Genomic DNA, 16,977 nt, shown 5'->3' with positions numbered 1-16,977 from the left:
TTCTTTTCCGCTTATTTCTCTCTTGTCGTAATGTGGAAGCATCCTTGCTTCAACTCGTACTTGATGTAGCATTTATCGGCTTTCCGCAGGTCACGGAGCACTTCCGAAAGAACCAGCTTTAAGGTATCTGCGCTGACATCCTGCAAAGGGCGTCCATCTTCGTCTTCTATTTTCTGGAAGCGTTTCCAACTGACATCGAATGTCGTTCCGTAAAAATGTGCCGAGTTTGGAGAAGCATTGCCGTTGCGGCGGCGCAGGCGTTTTACATCGTCCTGGGTGCGAAGTACGGAAGTCACAATTATCTTGTTTGGATTCAGTCCTTTGGCGGTCAGTGAATCTAGGAAGTTGTGTCCGATGGTGTCCAGTAGGCTGGCGGCGCCCGGAATGAGATAAGGGATGGAATGCGTCAGTGAATCCACGGCATACAGTTCGTTTGTCGTGATAGGTTGCAGTTGCTCCTTCATCTTTTCTGCTTCCTCGCGGGAGGAAAGCACACGTATGCCGATGGCTTGGGCTACATTGAGATGTTTCTCATTCAAGTCTCCGAATGAGCGTTTGTAGCTGACAACGCCCCGAATGTTGCGCGGTTCGTTCAACTTGAGCGACATGTCTTTCTTCTTGCAGCCGGCAAAGGTGAATGTTGCGGCAGCTGCGACAATTATCAGTATAGGTAGGATTTTGGAAGAATATTTCATGATGTCTGTGAAAAATCTGCGTTAATCTGTGTAATCTGTGGTGAAAAACCTTGCAAAGATAATTCAAACCTTCTTAAATTAGCACTATCTGTGCTGAAAAAGCGAATATAGGCTGCACCTTAACATAACTTTTTCATGCGAGCATGAAAGTTCTGTATTCGGTTTGCACTATCTTTGCACACAAAAAAGACCGTGCAACGATATTTTGTATACCTGGCTTATGATGGCACCGCTTATCACGGCTGGCAAATCCAGCCGAATGGAGCGAGTGTGCAGGAGTGTTTGATGAAGGCGCTGAGTACCTTGCTGCGTCGCGAAGTGGAAGTCGTGGGAGCGGGGCGTACCGATGCCGGGGTTCATGCCTCACTGATGGTAGCTCACTTTGACAGTGATTCTCCTCTGGACACTGTTTTTATGACGGATAAGCTGAATCGTCTGCTTCCTCCCGATATTTCTGTATACCGCTTGCGGGCCGTGAAGTCCGATGCACATGCCCGCTTTGATGCTACGGCGCGTATGTATAAGTATTATGTCACTACCGCCAAGTCTCCTTTCAACCGCCAATATCGCTGCCGTCTGTTCCAAACACCGGACTTTGAACGGATGAATGAGGCTGCCCAAACCTTGTTTGATTATACGGACTTTACCAGCTTCAGCAAACTTCATACAGATGTTAAAACCAATAATTGCAAGATTATGCATGCTGCCTGGACTCGGGTAGACGATGTGACTTGGGTTTTCACCATCCAGGCCGACCGGTTCCTGCGGAACATGGTACGTGCCATTGTCGGCACTCTACTCGAAGTGGGTCGTGGAAAACTTTCTGTTGAAGGTTTCCGACGCGTCATCGAACAGAAGGACCGTTGCCAGGCAGGAACCTCCGTTCCCGGAAATGCATTGTTTCTGGTGGATGTAGCCTATCCGGAAACGACTTTTTTAGAATAAACAGAGGGATGCACTACAAAAACGTACCCCCCCTCCCTTTAATTTTTAATTTTTAATTAACTCTATGTGGTTATTGCTTGCTTTCCTTTCTGCTGCCTTGCTGGGATTTTACGATGTCTTCAAGAAGAAGTCGCTTCGTGATAATGCCGTACTGCCGGTACTTTTCTTGAACACGCTGTTTTCGAGCCTTATATTTCTTCCTTTCATTCTTGTATCTGCCTTTGCGCCGTCAGTGTTGGGAGGTACGATGTTTGATGTTCCCGTGGTGGGGTGGGAGGTGCATAAGTTTATTGTTGTCAAGTCGTTTATCGTGCTTTCTTCCTGGATATTCGGTTATTTTGGGATGAAGCATCTGCCGCTGACCATCGTGGGACCGATTAATGCGACGCGTCCCGTAATGGTGCTTGTAGGTGCTATGCTTGTGTTTGGCGAACGCTTGAACCTTTATCAATGGATTGGCGTGCTGCTTGCCATAGTCTCCTTCTTCATGCTGAGCCGTTCGGGTAAGAAAGAGGGAATCGACTTCAAGCATAACAAATGGATTCTTTTCATCGTGCTGGCTGCCGTTGCTGGAGCTGTCAGTGGGCTGTATGACAAATACCTGATGAAGCAGCTCAACCCGATGTTGGTGCAGTCGTGGTATAATGTCTACCAAGTCTTTATCATGTGTCCCATCATCCTGCTGTTGTGGTATCCCAAGCGAAAAGAAAGTACCCCGTTTCGTTGGGACTGGACCATTATCTGTATCTCCATTTTCCTTTGTGCGGCAGACTTTGTCTATTTTTATGCCCTAAGCTATGAGGACTCCATGATTTCCATTGTTTCGATGGTGCGTCGTGGTAGTGTTGTAGTTTCCTTCCTTTTCGGTGCGCTTTTCTTCCGTGAAAAGAATTTAAAAAGTAAGGCTGTCGACCTCATTTTGGTGTTGATTGGAATGTTCTTCTTATATTTGGGGAGTAAATAAACAAGTGATATATGGCAGAAGACCTATACATAAATGCTGGTAGCAAGACAGAGAAATATCGCGCTTTGCTTCCTCAACTGAAAAATCTGCTGGCAGGTGAAGATGACTTGATAGCCAATCTGGCGAATGCTTCGGCGGCGCTGAAAGAGACTTTCCATTTCTTTTGGGTAGGCTTCTATTTAGTGAAGGGTGAAGAATTGGTGTTAGGACCTTTCCAGGGACCGATAGCTTGTACGCGCATCAGGAAAGGCCGCGGTGTTTGCGGCGCGGCATGGGATAGAGCCGAGACGTTGGTTGTGCCCGATGTGGATGCATTTCCCGGACAATATAGCCTGCAGCTTGCTGTCGCGTTCGGAGATCGTGGTTCCGCTGAAGCGTGAGGACGGTGAAGTGTGGGGAGTATTGGATATTGACAGTGACGATTTGGGCAGTTTTGATGAAACAGATGCCCGTTTCCTTGAAGAAATGATTAAAATGTTATGATAAGAAAACTGAGTGCTTTTTTGATTTTGGCTTTCATCGGATGGGGGTATTTGCAGGCTCAGGAAGCCAAGACGTGTTTTAAGAATATGCCGGATTCTATATGTCCGTTGCTTAGCGCCGTGAACCGTGCGGATTTTATAGACTTTCTGGAAAGTAAGATGAAAGCTGAGGTGACCAACAGCTTTGGTGGTAAATCGGAAATGACGGAACTTTCTCCAGACTATATACATGTGAAGATGACGCCCCAGAGTTCATGGCAGATGAAGCTCTTGCCTACTAACGACAGTACGAAGGTGATTTGTGTGGTTGCTACGGTTTGTGCTCCGGCTTGCGACAGCCATGTCAAGTTCTATACGACAGACTGGAAGGAGCTGGTTGCTTCGTCCTACCTGCCGGTATTGCCCGTTCTGGATGATTTTATCGCTGAGGCTGCGGATACGGTGGATATCTATGAGTATGAGGATGCTCGTCGCCAGGCCGACATGCTGCTGATGAAAGCGGACCTTTCTGCGAAGGACGCCACGTTGGCATTCACTTTTACCACGACCGATTACATGGGTAAAGAAGCGGCGGAAAAACTAAAATCGTTTGTCCGCCGTCCTATTGTTTATACTTGGAATCAAGGGAAGTTCGGGAAATCCTCTACTTCACTTTGATTCTGTCGAATCCCTCTCCATAGACTCCGATGACTGCACTTTGTGATACAAAGGCATTGGGGTCTATGTCTTTTATGAGCCGGAAAATGATGGTGGACTCCCGCTTCTTGGCAAGCACGAACAGCATTTTTATCTCTTTTCCCGTATAGAAGCCCGAGGCATTGATGACCGTTGCACCTCTGTGGGGATATACCTGGATGTGCTTGGCTATCTCCTCATATTTATCGCTGATAATAAAGAATTGTACGGACTGGCGGGCACTGTTCACCACTTGGTCGAGCACGAAGCTGCATATGTATAGAGTAACGTAGCCATACACCACCTTTTCCCAATCTTTTAGAACAAAGTAACTGGACGAGATGATGATAAGGTCACATATCAACATGACTCTGCCCAGCGTGATGTCGCGGTACTTGTTGATTACGGCGGCAATGATGTCCGTGCCGCCAGTACTGCCGTTGTTGGAAAAGGCGATGCCGATGCCGCTACCGCAGAAGGAGGCACCGATGACACAAGCCATGAAAGGCTGGTCGTGCAGGAGGACAACACCCTCAGTCAGTTTTTGGATAATGGAAAGGAAAAAGGTCAGGGTGAATACGGCAAAGATTGTCTTTACGCTGAACTTCCATCCCAACACACGTAGGGCAAGCAATAGAAGCAGGAAGTTGATGGCAAAGTACGTATATTGGACGGGAAATCCTGTGGCAAAATATACGATGGATGCAATGCCCGGTACGCCACCGGTAGTAATATCGTTGGGAAGCAGGAAGACTGTCCAGCCGATACCGTACAAGACCATGCCTAAGGCAATCATCAGATAATCCCGCAGTTCGCGCATAGTGTTCTGTCGGGAGGGAATATTTACTATTGTTTTCATTATAATTTTATGTGGTTGTGAAAATGCGGGGACAAAGATACTGCTTATTTGGGATATAATGTTGAAAAAAAAATGCAGATTTTTGCAACCAAACTTCATCTTTCTGCGTCTAATAAATAAAAAGAGGAGATTATGAATATGAAAATGAATTTTTCCATGAACGAGATTCGTCTTAAAGTAGAAGAGTATATAAAGAAAGGTGGCCGGGCAGCTGGTCGTCCAGTACTGACGGCTTATTATGTGATGACTGCAGACTCTACTCCGGAGAGTGAAAGGACAAATATCATGATTGCTTTGGTGGCCATTGTATTTCCTACCAGTATAGAAGACCTTTTGGGACAAGTCTTTATGGTAGGGAAGGGATTTGCCGCAGTTTATGCTTATAAGAAAGTGAAGAAATACATCACTCCACAGATAAAAGACAAGGTTGAAGCTAAATTGGATGAGTGGTTCCATGAGAATGTGACGGAGGTGGTGGAGCCACTTTATCTGGAATAGCAGTTCGCCACGGAGATTATGCTGATTTGTACGGATTGAATTCATATCGCGTATTTGTATCTGTGCGAATCAGCATAATCTCCGTGACGGACTGTTTATTGTTTTTTGCTCAAGAAGCGTTTAGCCAGATATTTCCGTACCGGTTCATCATAGAATTTCAGGCATAGATAGGCTAACAATATATTCCATGCATAGACGCATAAGGCAACCTGCCAAGTCTGCTCCAACGTGAAGAGCTGGTTCTTGATGAGCCATGCATAGAACAAGTACATAAATGGATAGTGTATCACATAGACAGGATAGGATATATCTCCCAGGAACTTGCATATCTGGGTCGATTTCTTATCCGTTGTGGTACCGGAAGCTCCTAACCAGACAAGAATCGGAAAAGCTATGATGACACAGAACACTTCATAAATGCCATTTGTACAGACCGGCGCCGTACCTTCCAGATAGGGCACTGAGAACAAGGTAATCAATGCAATGGTGCATATCCAGAAAGCGCCTTTCACCTTAATGGGCTTGAAGTTGCGCGATAAAAGCATACCCATGGAGAAAGGGAAAAGCATCCTCAATAATCCTCCGATAAAGTTTATTCCGTCCAGTGTCCAACCTACTCCCATATTGCCATATCCGGAGACATCGAAGATGGCGAATGATGCCAATGCTATTCCCAGCAATATTGTCAGTACGGTCAGTGCTTTGTTTGACAATCGTCGGATGAACAAGGCATAAAGGATGTTGCCTATATACTCAAAGAACAATGACCAGCAAGGACCATTCAAGGGAAACATTTCGCCATTACCACGGACTTCATAGCCTGCTCCCGGCATTGCGGGAATAAAGAATATGGAGCAGAGAAGGGACAGCATAATCATTGATAGGGCAATATGTGTTCCGTCCCATTGTATGCATCCTTGAATGCAGAAGGTGATGGCGCCCAAAACAGCGCCCATAATTACCATCGGATGAAGACGTATCAGACGTCGCTTGAAAAAACTCTTCATGGTGAGGCTCCTGCCCCAACGGTCGTCATAAGCATACCCGATAACGAATCCCGATAGTATAAAGAAGAAATCTACAGCTAAATAGCCGTGGTTGAAGGTTTCGATAATGCCACCACCGGCAAAAGCGTAGCCTTCGAATATATGATACCATATAACCATCAAGGCTGCTACGCCACGGAGCCCGTCGAGAAGGTCATAATGTGCTTTGGTGTCTGAAAAGGCAGAAGATGAAATGTACGACATCTGTTTTTTCTGTTGTTTGGTTAATGTTTTCGGATGTCAAAGATACGCCATGCGAAGCGAAGTTCTTTTGCTTAAAAGCAAAAAAGAACGGTAATCTTCTATTTTTTTGCGCGTACCCGGCTGAGAGTATAGATGGAAATACCCAGGAAAGCTGCCACATATTTTAGCTTCACCCGATTTATCAGTCCGGGGTAACGGCGGTTAAATTGTTCATACCGCTCTTGGGGAGGCAGTTGGAGTCTTTCCACAAACATATGACTGAGCTCCTTGTTTACGTTCTGATGCAGTATTCTGCTCCAGTTGGCTATATCAATATATGTTTCGTAGAGAGCATTTAACTTGTCTATGTGGATAGTATAGATTTTGCAGTCCGAAAGAGTTTCAATGCTTTCTACCGACGGCTGCTGATAGTACAGTGAATCCATTCCGAAGGTTACATCACCTTCCTGGCTGAACCAAGTGGTGGTATCTTGTCCGTCGTGATGAAATACGGAACGGGTGACCCCTTCCTCAATGAAATAAATCAAACGGTCTGTTACTCCCGCTTGTACTATATAAGTTCCTTTAGGATAGTATCTTACCTGCATATTCGTCAAAAGTGCCTGAAGTGCTTCTTCGGAAACCGGATAAATCTGCCTGATTTTATGAATGATGTTGTTCATTGGAGGGGAACTTTTTATTCGTTTACAAACTTACATAATTTTATTAACTAAAACAGAACTTTGATATACAAATGTGTGCGTTGCCTCATAAGCGTTTATGGTATAATGGAATTTTTCTTGTAAAAGAGATGTTTGTTCTTTGAATATTGTATCTTTGTAGAAAACGGTAGCCTATGAATAAAATATTGGTAACATTATTGGCTCTAATCGGAGGCAGCTGCATTTCATTCGCACAGATGGAGACCGGAAGAATTTCCGATACAGCTGAGGATACATTGAGAATAGAAAATGAAATTGTCGCTGTTGATACCGGATTTTACCAGTCAGTAGTCCGCTATGATACGGTGCGCTATAATTTGAAAATGCAGAGTGTTTACAAAAAGGCTTTTCAACTAAAGAATGATGTTTTTGTGGAAAAGATGAAAGAGCCGTGGTTAGATGATATTCTCAGAAATATCTTATTTAAATAACCATGAATTTGTGCTTTGCGGCATTCGGTTGACTTCCAGGTTTAACTCACTCGGTTAAACCACACTAAATTCAGCATTCTCTAAAAACAAAAATCAGATAGAAATCTTGCGATAACTATCTGATTTTCTTAAGAGCGGAAGACGGGGCTCAAACCCGCGACCCTCAGCTTGGAAGGCTAATGCTCTATCAACTGAGCTACTTCCGCAATTTTTTGTGGGCAAAGATGGATTCGAACCACCGAAGGCGTAAGCCAGCAGATTTACAGTCTGCCCCATTTGGCCACTCTGGTATTTGCCCCTTTTGCACTTAAGATTCTATCTCAATTCTCTCATTGAGTAGGTTTGTTTCTCAATTGCGGTGCAAAGATACGACTATTTTTGTAAACTCCAAGCAAAATCTATCATTTTTATTGCAGTAATTGCACATTCGTCTCCTTTATTACCCAGCTTGCCACCGGCGCGGTCTTCTGCTTGCTCCATAGTATTGGTAGTAATTAATCCGTAAATTACTGGTACATCGCCACTTGCGTTTAATTGGGTAATTCCTTGGGTAGCACCCATGCAAACATAGTCAAAATGTGGAGTATCTCCTCTGACTACACAACCAATTGCAATAACTGCATCGACTTCACTGTATTCGATAAGTTGGTTGGCACCGAAAGTCAGTTCAAAACTGCCGGGTACTGTTTTTACCAGGATATTTTCATCTTTGGCTCCATGTTTTTTTAAGGTGTCTATGGCACCTTTTAGGAGAGCACCGGTAATATTATAATTCCACTCAGATACAACGATGCCGAATTTCATTTTTTCCGCGCTGGGTACAGAACTGAAATCGTAGTCTGAAAGATTGTGATAAGCTGTTGCCATAAATAAGGAATTAAGAATTAAAAATTAATAATTGAAAATTAAAGGGAGAGGGGAGATAAAAGAGGCACGGACTGCACGGATTCACGGCTATTGTGTTTTTCCGTGTTTTCCGTGTAATCCGTGCCTGAAATGTCTTTATAATAAAGTATATTACTTCTTCAACAGTTTGGCTTGTTCGATATACTTGTCGATATCCATTGCCTGGTATGAACGGAAGTATTTATCCTTGATAGTGGTATACGCCTGAATTGCATCGTCATATTTACCTTGCTTTACCAGGATTTCTCCGGCTTGCAGCAGGTAGATGGGGCTGAGGGAGTTGTTGTCGGCTTCGTTGGCGGCTTTCAGCAGCATAGAAGCGGCTTTGTCCAGTTGGCCGAGCTGCGCATAGCAGTTACCCATAGCACCTTTCATGGCAGGAGTTACCATTTGGTCGTCTCCGTCAAAGCTGTCCAATGCTTTCACTGCTTCGTCATATTTGCCGAGGTGTGCATAGCAGAGACCCATATAGGCTTTTGCAAGATTGGCTGCTTTTGTGCCGCTGTATTCATCTGCCACTTTTACAAATCCGGCAAAACCGATGCTGTCACCGTTCAGTGCTTGTACATAAGCGTCTGCTTCGAAGTATTCTTGTCCTTTGAATAAGGCAGCTTGTGCTTTTTCTTCACGGGGGTCTGCATAAAGGTTCTTGTACATCACTACACCGGCTATGATGATGATTACTGCTACTACAGCGCCGATGATTGCTTTTTTGTTCTTAATGAAAAAGGCCTCCGATTGTGTCAGTGCATCCTCCACGTTTAAGGCTTCATTCGTCTTTTTTTGTTCTGCCATTTTTATATAATCTTTTTGTTATTATTCTTATTTATCTATTTCGACCCGCAAAAGTAAGTTTTTTATAGCTATCAACGAAATTTAGCAGCATCTTTTTTTGTATTGTATCAGAAAACACTGAAATTATTTCTACTTTTCAATAAGCCGGGCTTCACCTCTGTGTTAAAAATAAGCAGGCTTATTTTGTACTGCTTTTGGTTTTGCATTATCTTTGTAACCGAACTCATCGTTACTATAATGATACTGAAACGTATATCTATACTCAATTATAAGAACTTGGAGCAGGTAGAGCTTACATTCTCGCCCAAGTTGAACTGCTTTTTCGGACAGAACGGCATGGGGAAAACGAACCTGCTGGATGCGGTGTATTTCTTGTCTTTCTGTAAAAGTGCCGGTAATCCCATTGATTCCCAGAATATCCGCCATGATGCCGACTTCTTTGTTATTCAAGGGTTTTATGAGGCTGCCGATGGGACTCCTGAAGAAATCTACTGTGGTATGAAGAGGCGCCAGAAGAAACAGTTCAAGCGAAACAAGAAGGAGTATACGCGTTTGTCAGACCATATCGGCTTCCTGCCTTTGGTCATGGTCTCGCCTGCCGATTCGGAGTTGATAGCAGGAGGCAGTGATGAACGCCGACGTTTTATGGATGTGGTTATCTCGCAGTACGACAAAGAGTATCTGGATGCTTTGATACGATACAATAAAGCTTTGGTGCAGCGGAATACCTTACTGAAGAGTGAACAGCCGGTGGAGGAAGAGCTCTTTCTGGTTTGGGAGGAGATGATGGCGCAAGCCGGCGAAGTGGTGTTCCGCAAACGTGAGGCCTTTATCCGTGAGTTTATTCCTATTTTCCAGTCTTTCTATTCATTCATTTCGCAAGATAGGGAGAAGGTGGGATTAAGCTATGATTCCCATGCCCGCGATGCCTCTTTGCTGGAAGTACTGAAGGAAAGCCGTGTACGCGACCAGATTATGGGCTATTCATTGCGCGGTGTGCACAAGGACGAGCTGAATATGCTTTTGGGAAATTTCCCCATCAAACGTGAAGGATCGCAGGGACAGAACAAGACTTATCTGGTAGCGTTGAAGCTGGCACAGTTTGATTTCCTGAAACGTACCGGGACCACTGTTCCCTTGTTGTTGCTGGACGATATCTTTGACAAACTGGATGCCTCGCGTGTGGAGCAAATCATCAAGTTGGTGGCAGGCGACAGTTTCGGACAGATTTTTATAACCGATACCAACCGCGAACACCTGGACCGTATTCTGCATAAAGTGGGCAGTGATTATAAGATGTTCCGTGTGGAGCAGGGAATAGTTGCTGAGATGAAGGAGGAAGAGGCATGAAGCGAAATAATGCCGAACAGATAGGTGAGCTTATCCGTCATTACCTCAGGCAGGAAAGTCTGGAGTCTCCGCTGAATGAACGGCGGCTTATCAGTGCGTGGCCCGAAGTGCTGGGCCCTACTATTGCCTCCTACACCCGTGAACTTTATATAAAGAACCAGGTACTTTATGTACACCTCACTTCTGCTGCCCTGCGCCAGGAGCTGATGATGGGGCGTGAGTTGCTGGTGCGCAACTTGAACCGTCATGTGGGGGCTCAGGTCATAACGAATATCATATTCAGATGAGCATCCTCAGCTCATCTATTCTTTCAATCTTCAGTTCTTTCAATTCCTGGACTGCCCGGTCATAATACATCGGAGTTTCCAAATCCTTGTTGTCATGCGCATCCAGTCCGATGATAGCTGTACAGCCTTCATTGGCAGCGATTCGCCAGAATTCCGGGCATGGGTAGGTGGATAAGCTGTGCGCTTCATTGTAGGCTACATAGCCTATATTGTATTCCAACGGGACATTCAGGCGTGCAGCAGTGCGGCAGATGTGCCGGCTGATGGTAGTGCAATGGTGGTCGAATCTCGGATAGGAACGCATGAACAAGTCCGGATGGGCAAGGCAAGAGAATAATCCGCTTTCCATACCTTCGATGGCGCTCTCTTCGTAAAGGTCGAGCATATCGCGGCTGTCCGTATGATGGCCGAAGTAGGGGAACTTTTCATCAGTGTGGTAGTGATGGTTTCCGAAGATGATATAGTCCAGTTGGTACTTCTTGATTTGTTCTTTCAGCCAATGGATATATTGGGGGAAGTATTCACATTCAAGTCCTATTCTGATGTCTATCCGGTCGTGGTATTTCTCACGGAGCGTCTTAAGACTCTCCACGTAGCCGGGAAGCTCTTCGGGGAGCATCCGCATGTCGGCTACGTAGTCAGTACGGTATTTCCAGGGAGTGTGGTCCGAAAATCCGAGTATCCGGTAACCGCCTTTGATGGCACTGAGCACATAGTCTTCATCATCTCCGGTGGCATGCATGCAGCGTGTGGTGTGCGTGTGATAATTAGTTTTCATTGCGTTATGATTTCATCCATGCGTATATCAAACGGTTCCGCAGGAACTTCTTCTACGAGTTGAAACGGGAAACAGATGCCGGCTTTGTAGGCTAATGGGATGCGGGGCAGAAGCCGGTCGTAGTAACCTTTACCGCGCCCCAGACGGTTGCCGTTACGGTCGAATGCGACACCGGGAACTACTATGAAGTCAATGTCTGCATAGTCGGTAAATAGCTCGCCGGTTGGTTCTTCAATGCCGTATGCGCCGGGTTTCAGGTCTTCCGGTCCGGTGTACAGCCGCAGTTCCAGGTCGTCGCCTACAACTACCGGAAGCAGTATTCGCTTTTCGCGGCTCCACTTCCGGATAAATTCGTGTGTGTCCACTTCGTCTTTGAGAGAGTGATAAAGCAGTACGGTTGTTGCCGCCCTGAAAGCAGGATGTGCCTCGAGGGCGGCAAGTATTTCAGCAGACTGACGCGTAGTGGAAGAGCTGTGTCGGGTCTTCAACAAAGCTACCTGCCTGCGCAGTTCTTTTTTCCTTTCCATCATCTTTTGTATCCTCTATGATTGGTGTCGCTTCCGGGGCTTTGGGGAATGCCTCGCCACGTTCCAGAATATCCAATGCCTTCTTGACGGTAGCATCGCTCTGGTTGATGTAGCGGATGTATTGCTCCCTTCCCAGTATGTTATAGATAATGTTGCCGTAAAGGCTTCTTTCCAGTAGCTTGTAAGACTTGTGTATAAGCAGGTTGCGCCGCTTTACTCCCTTGGAGTCTGCAAAACGCACAAACTGTTCCACAATACCCTGATGGCGAAGGTACTTCAATAAGTCTTCTTCATTGTCGTATTCACTCAATTTCGTGCGGTTGCGGTCGGTATACTGGAAGCTGAATTGCAGAATCAGTCCCTTGTTGCTTACTTCTATCAGGTAAGAAGATACTCCGGTGGTGTCTTGCGGAACGAATACGTCCGGCATAATGCCACCGCCGCCGTATACGGGTCTGCCCAAGCCGGTAGAGTAACGTAGGTTTTCGTCCAGTTTGATACTGTCTTTGGAGAAGAACTCGCCGTGTTCGTAACGGGTAATCCAGTCCATTTCGTATTTGCTGTCCTTACCGTTCTCATAGGGACGCTGGATGCAACGGCCCGATGGGGTGTAATAGCGGGCAATGGTCAGGCGGATGGCGGAACCGTCGCTGAAGTCGATGGGTTGCTGTACGAGTCCCTTGCCGAAGGAACGGCGTCCTACAATGGTCCCGCGGTCATTGTCCTGAATGGCGCCCGCAAAGATTTCGCTGGCCGAAGCGGAGCCTTCATTCACCAATACTATCAGCGGCAGCTTCTGGCAACTGCCGGTGCCGTTGGCATATTCCTCCATACGGGGATATTTGCGGCCGTGGGTATACACTATCAGCTTTCCTTCCGGCAGGAATTCGTTCACCATGCGCGTGGCGGCTTCCATGTATCCTCCGGTATTGTCGCGCAGGTCGATAATCAGGCCTTTGCATTTCTCGTGGCTCAGTTGGGCAATCGCATTCAGCAGCTCCACGTGTGTGGTGCGTCCGAATTTGCTGATTTGTATATAGCCATAGTCATCATCGAGCATATAGGCTGCATCAATGGTGTTTTGCGGGATGTCACCGCGTGTGATGGTGAAGTCGAGCAACTCCTTTTCCGTGGCACGCTTGACGCCTAACTTCACTTGGCTTCCTTTCGGACCTTTCAGGTTGCGCATAGCCTTTTCGTTTGTCAGGCCTTTGCCTGCAAAAAGACTGTCGTTGACCATCACAATGCGGTCGCCTGCCATCAGGCCCACTTTCTCGGACGGTCCGCCGGGAATCACGCTGTTTACGTGTATCGTGTCTTCCTGAATGGTGAACTGGATGCCTATACCGCTGAAGCTGCCTTCAAGTTCGGAATTAACCTCCTCCAGTTTCTGTGCGGGGATGTAGGTGGAGTGGGGGTCGAGTTCCGCCAATATCTGTGGCATGGCCTTCTCTACCAAATCGGTCATGTTGACGGTATCCACATACTGGTCGTCAATAACACGCAGCAAGGCATTCAGCTTGTTGGACGAGCTATTGATGATTCCCAGTTTATTACCGGCAAAATGCCTGGCATAAAACGTTCCGATAAGGATTCCCGCGACTACGCTGATTGCGATGATAAGCGGCATAAAGCGGGAAGTATTTTTTGTACTCATGATGTTTATTTACTATTAGACTATTTACAATTTACTATTTGGCTGCACATGCAATTTTCAACTTTCTATTATCCATTATCCATTGAAATAAATACCACCTCGATGCCTGCCCGTTTCAAAAGTTCGATACCATCTTCCAGGCGGTATTTCTCGGAGTAGACCACCCGTTTGATGCCTGCCTGGATAATCAGTTTGGCACATTCTATGCATGGGGAGGCGGTGACGTACATGGTGGCACCGTTACTGCTGTTGTTTGAACGGGCTATTTTGGTAATGGCATTTGCTTCGGCATGGAGCACGTATGGTTTGGTGACGTTGTTCTCATCTTCGCACACATTCTCAAAACCGGAAGGAGTACCGTTGTAGCCGTCGGAGATAATCATCTTGTCTTTTACAATCAGTGCACCGACCTGGCGGCGTTGGCAATACGAATTTTCGGCCCAAATGCTTGCCATACGTATATAACGCCTGTCCAATGCTTCTTGTTTGTCTTTTGTAGAATCGTCCATCATATTTATGTTTTATCGTTGCGGGGTGAATCCCATGACTCTGGTTGTCGGTCCGTCTTTAAAATAGAGGGTCAGTGAATTGGCATCCCCTTCATACTTGTACACATTTTGCAGTCCGGAGATGAATGCCTTGGCCAGTGCATCGCTCTCTGCGGACCCCGTAACCTTTACGCTGATGCTGAGCGAGCCTGAAGCTCCGTCGGCTTTCCAAGTGCCGTTGACGCTTGAGTTGATGCCTTGTCCGTTGACGGTGGTGCCCATCAGTTCTCCATCCAGTTCGGTACCTTCAAAATTGAGGGTGAAGGTACTTTTCTGATTATATAGCTTGTCCAGACTCTTCTTCATCTCTTCCTCATTGTTGTTCCAAAGGTTTGGATAGAATTGGGCATTGCTGCCTTTATTGGTGAGTCGGCTGAGCTTCCATGTCTTCCCGGTGAATATCCCGACAACATCGTCTTCATTGTCGCAACCGCTTAACAGGGGAAGCAACGACAACATGAGCAGTATGCAACAGATGTTCCTTATAAGTCTCTTCATTTCTTTATTCCATTTCTGATTAATAATGCGTCGATTGTAGGCTCTTGTCCGCGGAAGCGTTTATAGAGCGTCATCGGATGTTCCGTTCCACCTTTGGAAAGGATATTCTCTCGGAAGGAGGCGGCAGTCTCAGGGTTGAAGATGCCCGTCTGCTTGAATAGCGAGAATGCATCTGCATCCAGCACCTCTGCCCACTTATAACTATAGTATCCGGCAGAATATCCTCCGGAAAAGATATGGGAGAATTGTGTGCTCATGCAGGCTTCTGCCACAGAAGGCAGAATCTGTGCTTTTTCCCAAGCCTTCTTTTCATAGGCTTTCACGTCACCTTCAAACGGGGTGTTACGTGTGTACCAAGCCATATCAAGCAGGCCGAAGCTAACCTGGCGGAGGCAGGCGTATGCCGCGTTGAAGTTGGAGGAATCCACAATGCGCTGTACCAGTTCGTCCGGTATCAGTTCACCGGTTTGGTAATGGCGGGCAAACGTATGCAGGAATTCCTTTTCGATAGCGAAGTTCTCCATGAATTGGGAGGGGAGTTCCACAAAGTCCCAATACACATTGGTCCCACTCAGGCTTCCGTAGGTGGAATTGGCAAACATACCATGCAGGCTGTGTCCGAATTCGTGCAGGAAGGTTTCTACTTCACCGAAGGTCAATAGGGCGGGTTTGTCTTGTGTCGGTTTGGTGAAGTTCATCACGATGGATATGTGGGGACGGCTGTTCTCGCCGGTCTTCTCGTCAATCCACTGCTCCTTGTAGCTGGTCATCCAGGCTCCCGAGCGCTTGCCTGCCCGGGGGTGGAAGTCGGTATAGAACACAGCCAGGAATTTTCCGTCTTTGTCGAATACCTCGTAGGCGTCCACATCCTTGTGATAAACGGGAATATTTGGGTTCTTCTTGAAGGTGATGCCATACAGTCTGGTTGCCAGGCTGAATACACCTTCCTTCACGTTGTTCAGCTCAAAGTAAGGGCGGAGCAGCTCATCGTCGATATTGAACTTCCGGTCTTTCAGTTTATGGGAATAGTACGCCCAGTCCCACGGCATCACGACGAAGTCTTCTCCTTCCGCTTGGCGTGCCAGGGCTTGCACTTCTGCATATTCTTGTTTGGCGGTAGGCGTGTAAGCCTCCAGCAGTTGGTCCAGCAGCTTATACACGGACTCACTGTTTTGTGCCATGCGCTCCTGGAGGTTGTATTCGGCGAAGTTGTCATAGCCTAGGAGTTGGGCAATCTCCATACGGACATTGGCCAGTTTCTTTACAATTTCCAGGTTATTGCTGGCGTTGTCATGCGTACACTTCGTATTGTAGGCCATATATAGCTCACGGCGCAGGTCACGGCTGTCTGCGTAGGTCAGGAAAGGGCCATAGCTGGGAGCCTGCAAGGTGAATACCCAGCCTTCGACGCCTTTTTCCCCGGCTGTCTCTGCAGCGGCTTCTACCGCGCTCTCGGGTAGCCCGGCCAGTTGTGACTTGTCGGTGATGACAAGCTTGTAGTCGTTCGTTTCTTTCAGGTTGTTTTCACTGAACTGCAGCGTCAGCAGACTGAGCTCTTTGCATAAAGCCCGGTATTTCTCCTTGGCTTCTCCCTGGAGGTTGGCTCCATTGCGTACAAAGCCATTGTAAATATCTTCCAGCAGCTTGTGCTGTTCCGGGTTCAGCGTCTCTTTGTCTTGCTGCTCGTAAACCGCTTTGATGCGTGCAAACAGCTCTTCGTTCAGGCTGATGTTGTTTTCATGCTCGCTCATCATAGGCATGATTTCCTTGGCCAGTTCCTGCAGGTCATCGTTCGTTTCTGCGCTGAGCAGATTGCCGAATACGGTACCGACACGGTGGAGCATTTCGCCGGACTTCTCATAGGCCAGCACTGTGTTGGCAAATGTCGGGACTTCCGGATTGCGGATGATGGCATCTATTTCCGCATTCTGGCGGCGGATGCCTTCGTGGATGGCGGGTACATAGTCTCCGGTCTTAATCTTGTCGAACGGGACAGTGCCGTGTGGCGTGGAGTATGTTTCAAAAAAAGGATTTTGAGACGATATAGTGTTCATAAAGCAAAGCAATATTAGAGTTAGTATAATCTTCATCATCATTAAAGAAGCTGATAAAAAACGTACTAGCTGCAAAA

19 protein-coding genes, 2 tRNA genes and 1 pseudogene are annotated in these 16,977 nt (G+C 46.6%); 8 read left to right on the top strand and 14 right to left on the bottom strand.

Features of this window, described 5'->3' with window-relative positions:
* Nucleotides 1-11: 11 nt before the first annotated feature.
* Nucleotides 12-695, bottom strand: a complete 684-nt coding sequence (locus DWY57_RS02015; protein ID WP_117599433.1) for a DUF5715 family protein — start codon at nt 693-695, stop codon at nt 12-14.
* Nucleotides 696-887: 192 nt separating this feature from the next.
* Here DWY57_RS02015 and truA point away from each other — a divergent pair, with 192 nt between their 5' ends.
* The 4 genes and pseudogenes from truA to DWY57_RS01995 all read left to right on the top strand — a co-directional run bounded on the left by truA (nt 888) and on the right by DWY57_RS01995 (nt 3,743).
* Nucleotides 888-1,640 (top strand): tRNA pseudouridine(38-40) synthase TruA, encoded by a 753-nt coding sequence (gene truA, locus DWY57_RS02010; RefSeq protein ID WP_117599457.1) that lies wholly within the window; start codon nt 888-890, stop codon nt 1,638-1,640.
* Between the two features lie 64 nt (nt 1,641-1,704).
* Nucleotides 1,705-2,604 (top strand): DMT family transporter, encoded by a 900-nt coding sequence (locus DWY57_RS02005; RefSeq protein WP_016272603.1) that lies wholly within the window; start codon nt 1,705-1,707, stop codon nt 2,602-2,604.
* Between the two features lie 11 nt (nt 2,605-2,615).
* Nucleotides 2,616-3,087: pseudogene (locus tag DWY57_RS02000) on the top strand (GAF domain-containing protein).
* Nucleotides 3,084-3,743: a DUF3256 family protein gene (locus tag DWY57_RS01995; protein ID WP_117599435.1), complete on the top strand. Its 660-nt coding sequence runs from the start codon at nt 3,084-3,086 to the stop codon at nt 3,741-3,743. The pseudogene DWY57_RS02000 and the gene DWY57_RS01995 overlap by 4 nt, the downstream one beginning before the upstream one ends.
* Here the strand turns inward: DWY57_RS01995 and DWY57_RS01990 are convergent.
* A complete protein-coding gene (locus tag DWY57_RS01990; RefSeq protein ID WP_005835428.1) occupies nt 3,730-4,620 on the bottom strand; it encodes a YitT family protein in 891 nt (296 codons plus the stop codon). The genes DWY57_RS01995 and DWY57_RS01990 overlap by 14 nt on opposite strands.
* Before the next feature lie 132 nt (nt 4,621-4,752).
* Here DWY57_RS01990 and DWY57_RS01985 point away from each other — a divergent pair, with 132 nt between their 5' ends.
* The gene (locus DWY57_RS01985) at nt 4,753-5,118 is read left to right on the top strand and encodes a hypothetical protein (RefSeq protein ID WP_117599436.1); all 366 of its coding nucleotides are present in this window, start codon (nt 4,753-4,755) and stop codon (nt 5,116-5,118) included.
* Between the two features lie 95 nt (nt 5,119-5,213).
* On the opposite strand, the gene DWY57_RS01980 is transcribed toward DWY57_RS01985, so the two are convergent.
* Together DWY57_RS01980 and DWY57_RS01975 are read right to left on the bottom strand one after the other, a co-directional pair.
* Nucleotides 5,214-6,368 carry an acyltransferase gene (locus tag DWY57_RS01980; protein WP_119961259.1) on the bottom strand — a complete coding sequence of 385 codons (1,155 nt, stop codon included), beginning with the start codon at nt 6,366-6,368 and terminating at the stop codon, nt 5,214-5,216.
* Between the two features lie 98 nt (nt 6,369-6,466).
* The gene (locus DWY57_RS01975) at nt 6,467-7,030 is read right to left on the bottom strand and encodes a cyclic nucleotide-binding domain-containing protein (RefSeq protein WP_119961258.1); all 564 of its coding nucleotides are present in this window, start codon (nt 7,028-7,030) and stop codon (nt 6,467-6,469) included.
* Nucleotides 7,031-7,203: 173 nt separating this feature from the next.
* Between DWY57_RS01975 and DWY57_RS01970 the strand changes: the two genes are divergently transcribed.
* Complete coding sequence (locus DWY57_RS01970) at nt 7,204-7,500, top strand: hypothetical protein (protein WP_117599439.1); 297 nt, start codon at nt 7,204-7,206, stop codon at nt 7,498-7,500.
* 133 nt (nt 7,501-7,633) lie between these two features.
* On the opposite strand, the gene DWY57_RS01965 is transcribed toward DWY57_RS01970, so the two are convergent.
* From DWY57_RS01965 to DWY57_RS01950, 4 genes are all read right to left on the bottom strand, one after another.
* Nucleotides 7,634-7,706 (bottom strand) — tRNA-Gly (locus tag DWY57_RS01965).
* A gap of 9 nt (nt 7,707-7,715) precedes the next feature.
* Nucleotides 7,716-7,798 (bottom strand) — tRNA-Tyr (locus tag DWY57_RS01960).
* A gap of 74 nt (nt 7,799-7,872) precedes the next feature.
* On the bottom strand, nt 7,873-8,367 hold the full coding sequence (gene ribH, locus DWY57_RS01955; RefSeq protein WP_005823623.1) for a 6,7-dimethyl-8-ribityllumazine synthase: 495 nt from the start codon (nt 8,365-8,367) through the stop codon (nt 7,873-7,875).
* A 150-nt stretch (nt 8,368-8,517) separates the two neighbouring features.
* The gene (locus DWY57_RS01950; protein WP_119961257.1) at nt 8,518-9,201 is read right to left on the bottom strand and encodes a tetratricopeptide repeat protein; all 684 of its coding nucleotides are present in this window, start codon (nt 9,199-9,201) and stop codon (nt 8,518-8,520) included.
* A gap of 237 nt (nt 9,202-9,438) precedes the next feature.
* Between DWY57_RS01950 and recF the strand changes: the two genes are divergently transcribed.
* Together recF and DWY57_RS01940 are read left to right on the top strand one after the other, a co-directional pair.
* The gene (gene recF / locus DWY57_RS01945) at nt 9,439-10,551 is read left to right on the top strand and encodes a DNA replication and repair protein RecF (protein ID WP_119961256.1); all 1,113 of its coding nucleotides are present in this window, start codon (nt 9,439-9,441) and stop codon (nt 10,549-10,551) included.
* Complete coding sequence (locus DWY57_RS01940; protein WP_005823615.1) at nt 10,548-10,838, top strand: DUF721 domain-containing protein; 291 nt, start codon at nt 10,548-10,550, stop codon at nt 10,836-10,838. The genes recF and DWY57_RS01940 overlap by 4 nt, the downstream gene beginning before the upstream one ends.
* On the opposite strand, the gene DWY57_RS01935 is transcribed toward DWY57_RS01940, so the two are convergent.
* The 6 genes from DWY57_RS01935 to DWY57_RS01910 form a co-directional block, all read right to left on the bottom strand.
* Nucleotides 10,831-11,616, bottom strand: coding sequence for a histidinol-phosphatase (locus tag DWY57_RS01935; RefSeq protein WP_119961255.1), 786 nt, complete (start codon nt 11,614-11,616; stop codon nt 10,831-10,833). The genes DWY57_RS01940 and DWY57_RS01935 overlap by 8 nt on opposite strands.
* Entirely contained in the window at nt 11,613-12,143 is a 531-nt protein-coding gene (locus DWY57_RS01930) for a 5-formyltetrahydrofolate cyclo-ligase (protein ID WP_119961254.1), read from the bottom strand. The genes DWY57_RS01935 and DWY57_RS01930 overlap by 4 nt, the downstream gene beginning before the upstream one ends.
* Nucleotides 12,061-13,800 (bottom strand): S41 family peptidase, encoded by a 1,740-nt coding sequence (locus DWY57_RS01925; RefSeq protein ID WP_117601145.1) that lies wholly within the window; start codon nt 13,798-13,800, stop codon nt 12,061-12,063. The genes DWY57_RS01930 and DWY57_RS01925 overlap by 83 nt, the downstream gene beginning before the upstream one ends.
* A 68-nt stretch (nt 13,801-13,868) precedes the next feature.
* Nucleotides 13,869-14,309: a dCMP deaminase family protein gene (locus DWY57_RS01920; RefSeq protein WP_022401703.1), complete on the bottom strand. Its 441-nt coding sequence runs from the start codon at nt 14,307-14,309 to the stop codon at nt 13,869-13,871.
* A gap of 12 nt (nt 14,310-14,321) precedes the next feature.
* A complete protein-coding gene (locus DWY57_RS01915; RefSeq protein ID WP_119961253.1) occupies nt 14,322-14,846 on the bottom strand; it encodes a DUF4847 family protein in 525 nt (174 codons plus the stop codon).
* A complete protein-coding gene (locus tag DWY57_RS01910) occupies nt 14,843-16,900 on the bottom strand; it encodes a M3 family metallopeptidase (RefSeq protein ID WP_119961252.1) in 2,058 nt (685 codons plus the stop codon). Before DWY57_RS01910 ends, DWY57_RS01915 begins: the two co-directional genes overlap by 4 nt.
* Between the last annotated feature and the right edge of the window lie 77 nt (nt 16,901-16,977).

Origin of the sequence: Bacteroides sp. AF25-5LB, assembly GCF_003602965.1 — a bacterium.
Taxonomy (GTDB): Bacteria; Bacteroidota; Bacteroidia; order Bacteroidales; family Bacteroidaceae; genus Bacteroides; species Bacteroides uniformis.
Note: the sequence above shows the minus strand (reverse complement) of the source record. Positions and strands in the feature narration are given on the sequence as shown.

Coding starts and splice junctions, on each gene's coding strand:
- DWY57_RS01980 (WP_119961259.1), bottom strand. CDS start 6,368: ATGTCGTACATTTCATCTTCTGCCTTTTCAGACACCAAAGCACATTAT.
- DWY57_RS01925 (WP_117601145.1), bottom strand. CDS start 13,800: ATGAGTACAAAAAATACTTCCCGCTTTATGCCGCTTATCATCGCAATC.
- DWY57_RS01910 (WP_119961252.1), bottom strand. CDS start 16,900: ATGAACACTATATCGTCTCAAAATCCTTTTTTTGAAACATACTCCACG.
- DWY57_RS01990 (WP_005835428.1), bottom strand. CDS start 4,620: ATGAAAACAATAGTAAATATTCCCTCCCGACAGAACACTATGCGCGAA.
- DWY57_RS01970 (WP_117599439.1), top strand. CDS start 7,204: ATGAATAAAATATTGGTAACATTATTGGCTCTAATCGGAGGCAGCTGC.
- recF (WP_119961256.1), top strand. CDS start 9,439: ATGATACTGAAACGTATATCTATACTCAATTATAAGAACTTGGAGCAG.
- DWY57_RS02005 (WP_016272603.1), top strand. CDS start 1,705: ATGTGGTTATTGCTTGCTTTCCTTTCTGCTGCCTTGCTGGGATTTTAC.
- DWY57_RS01985 (WP_117599436.1), top strand. CDS start 4,753: ATGAATATGAAAATGAATTTTTCCATGAACGAGATTCGTCTTAAAGTA.
- DWY57_RS01950 (WP_119961257.1), bottom strand. CDS start 9,201: ATGGCAGAACAAAAAAAGACGAATGAAGCCTTAAACGTGGAGGATGCA.
- DWY57_RS01915 (WP_119961253.1), bottom strand. CDS start 14,846: ATGAAGAGACTTATAAGGAACATCTGTTGCATACTGCTCATGTTGTCG.
- DWY57_RS02015 (WP_117599433.1), bottom strand. CDS start 695: ATGAAATATTCTTCCAAAATCCTACCTATACTGATAATTGTCGCAGCT.
- DWY57_RS01995 (WP_117599435.1), top strand. CDS start 3,084: ATGATAAGAAAACTGAGTGCTTTTTTGATTTTGGCTTTCATCGGATGG.
- DWY57_RS01940 (WP_005823615.1), top strand. CDS start 10,548: ATGAAGCGAAATAATGCCGAACAGATAGGTGAGCTTATCCGTCATTAC.
- DWY57_RS01920 (WP_022401703.1), bottom strand. CDS start 14,309: ATGGACGATTCTACAAAAGACAAACAAGAAGCATTGGACAGGCGTTAT.
- DWY57_RS01975 (WP_119961258.1), bottom strand. CDS start 7,030: ATGAACAACATCATTCATAAAATCAGGCAGATTTATCCGGTTTCCGAA.
- DWY57_RS01930 (WP_119961254.1), bottom strand. CDS start 12,143: ATGGAAAGGAAAAAAGAACTGCGCAGGCAGGTAGCTTTGTTGAAGACC.
- ribH (WP_005823623.1), bottom strand. CDS start 8,367: ATGGCAACAGCTTATCACAATCTTTCAGACTACGATTTCAGTTCTGTA.
- DWY57_RS01935 (WP_119961255.1), bottom strand. CDS start 11,616: ATGAAAACTAATTATCACACGCACACCACACGCTGCATGCATGCCACC.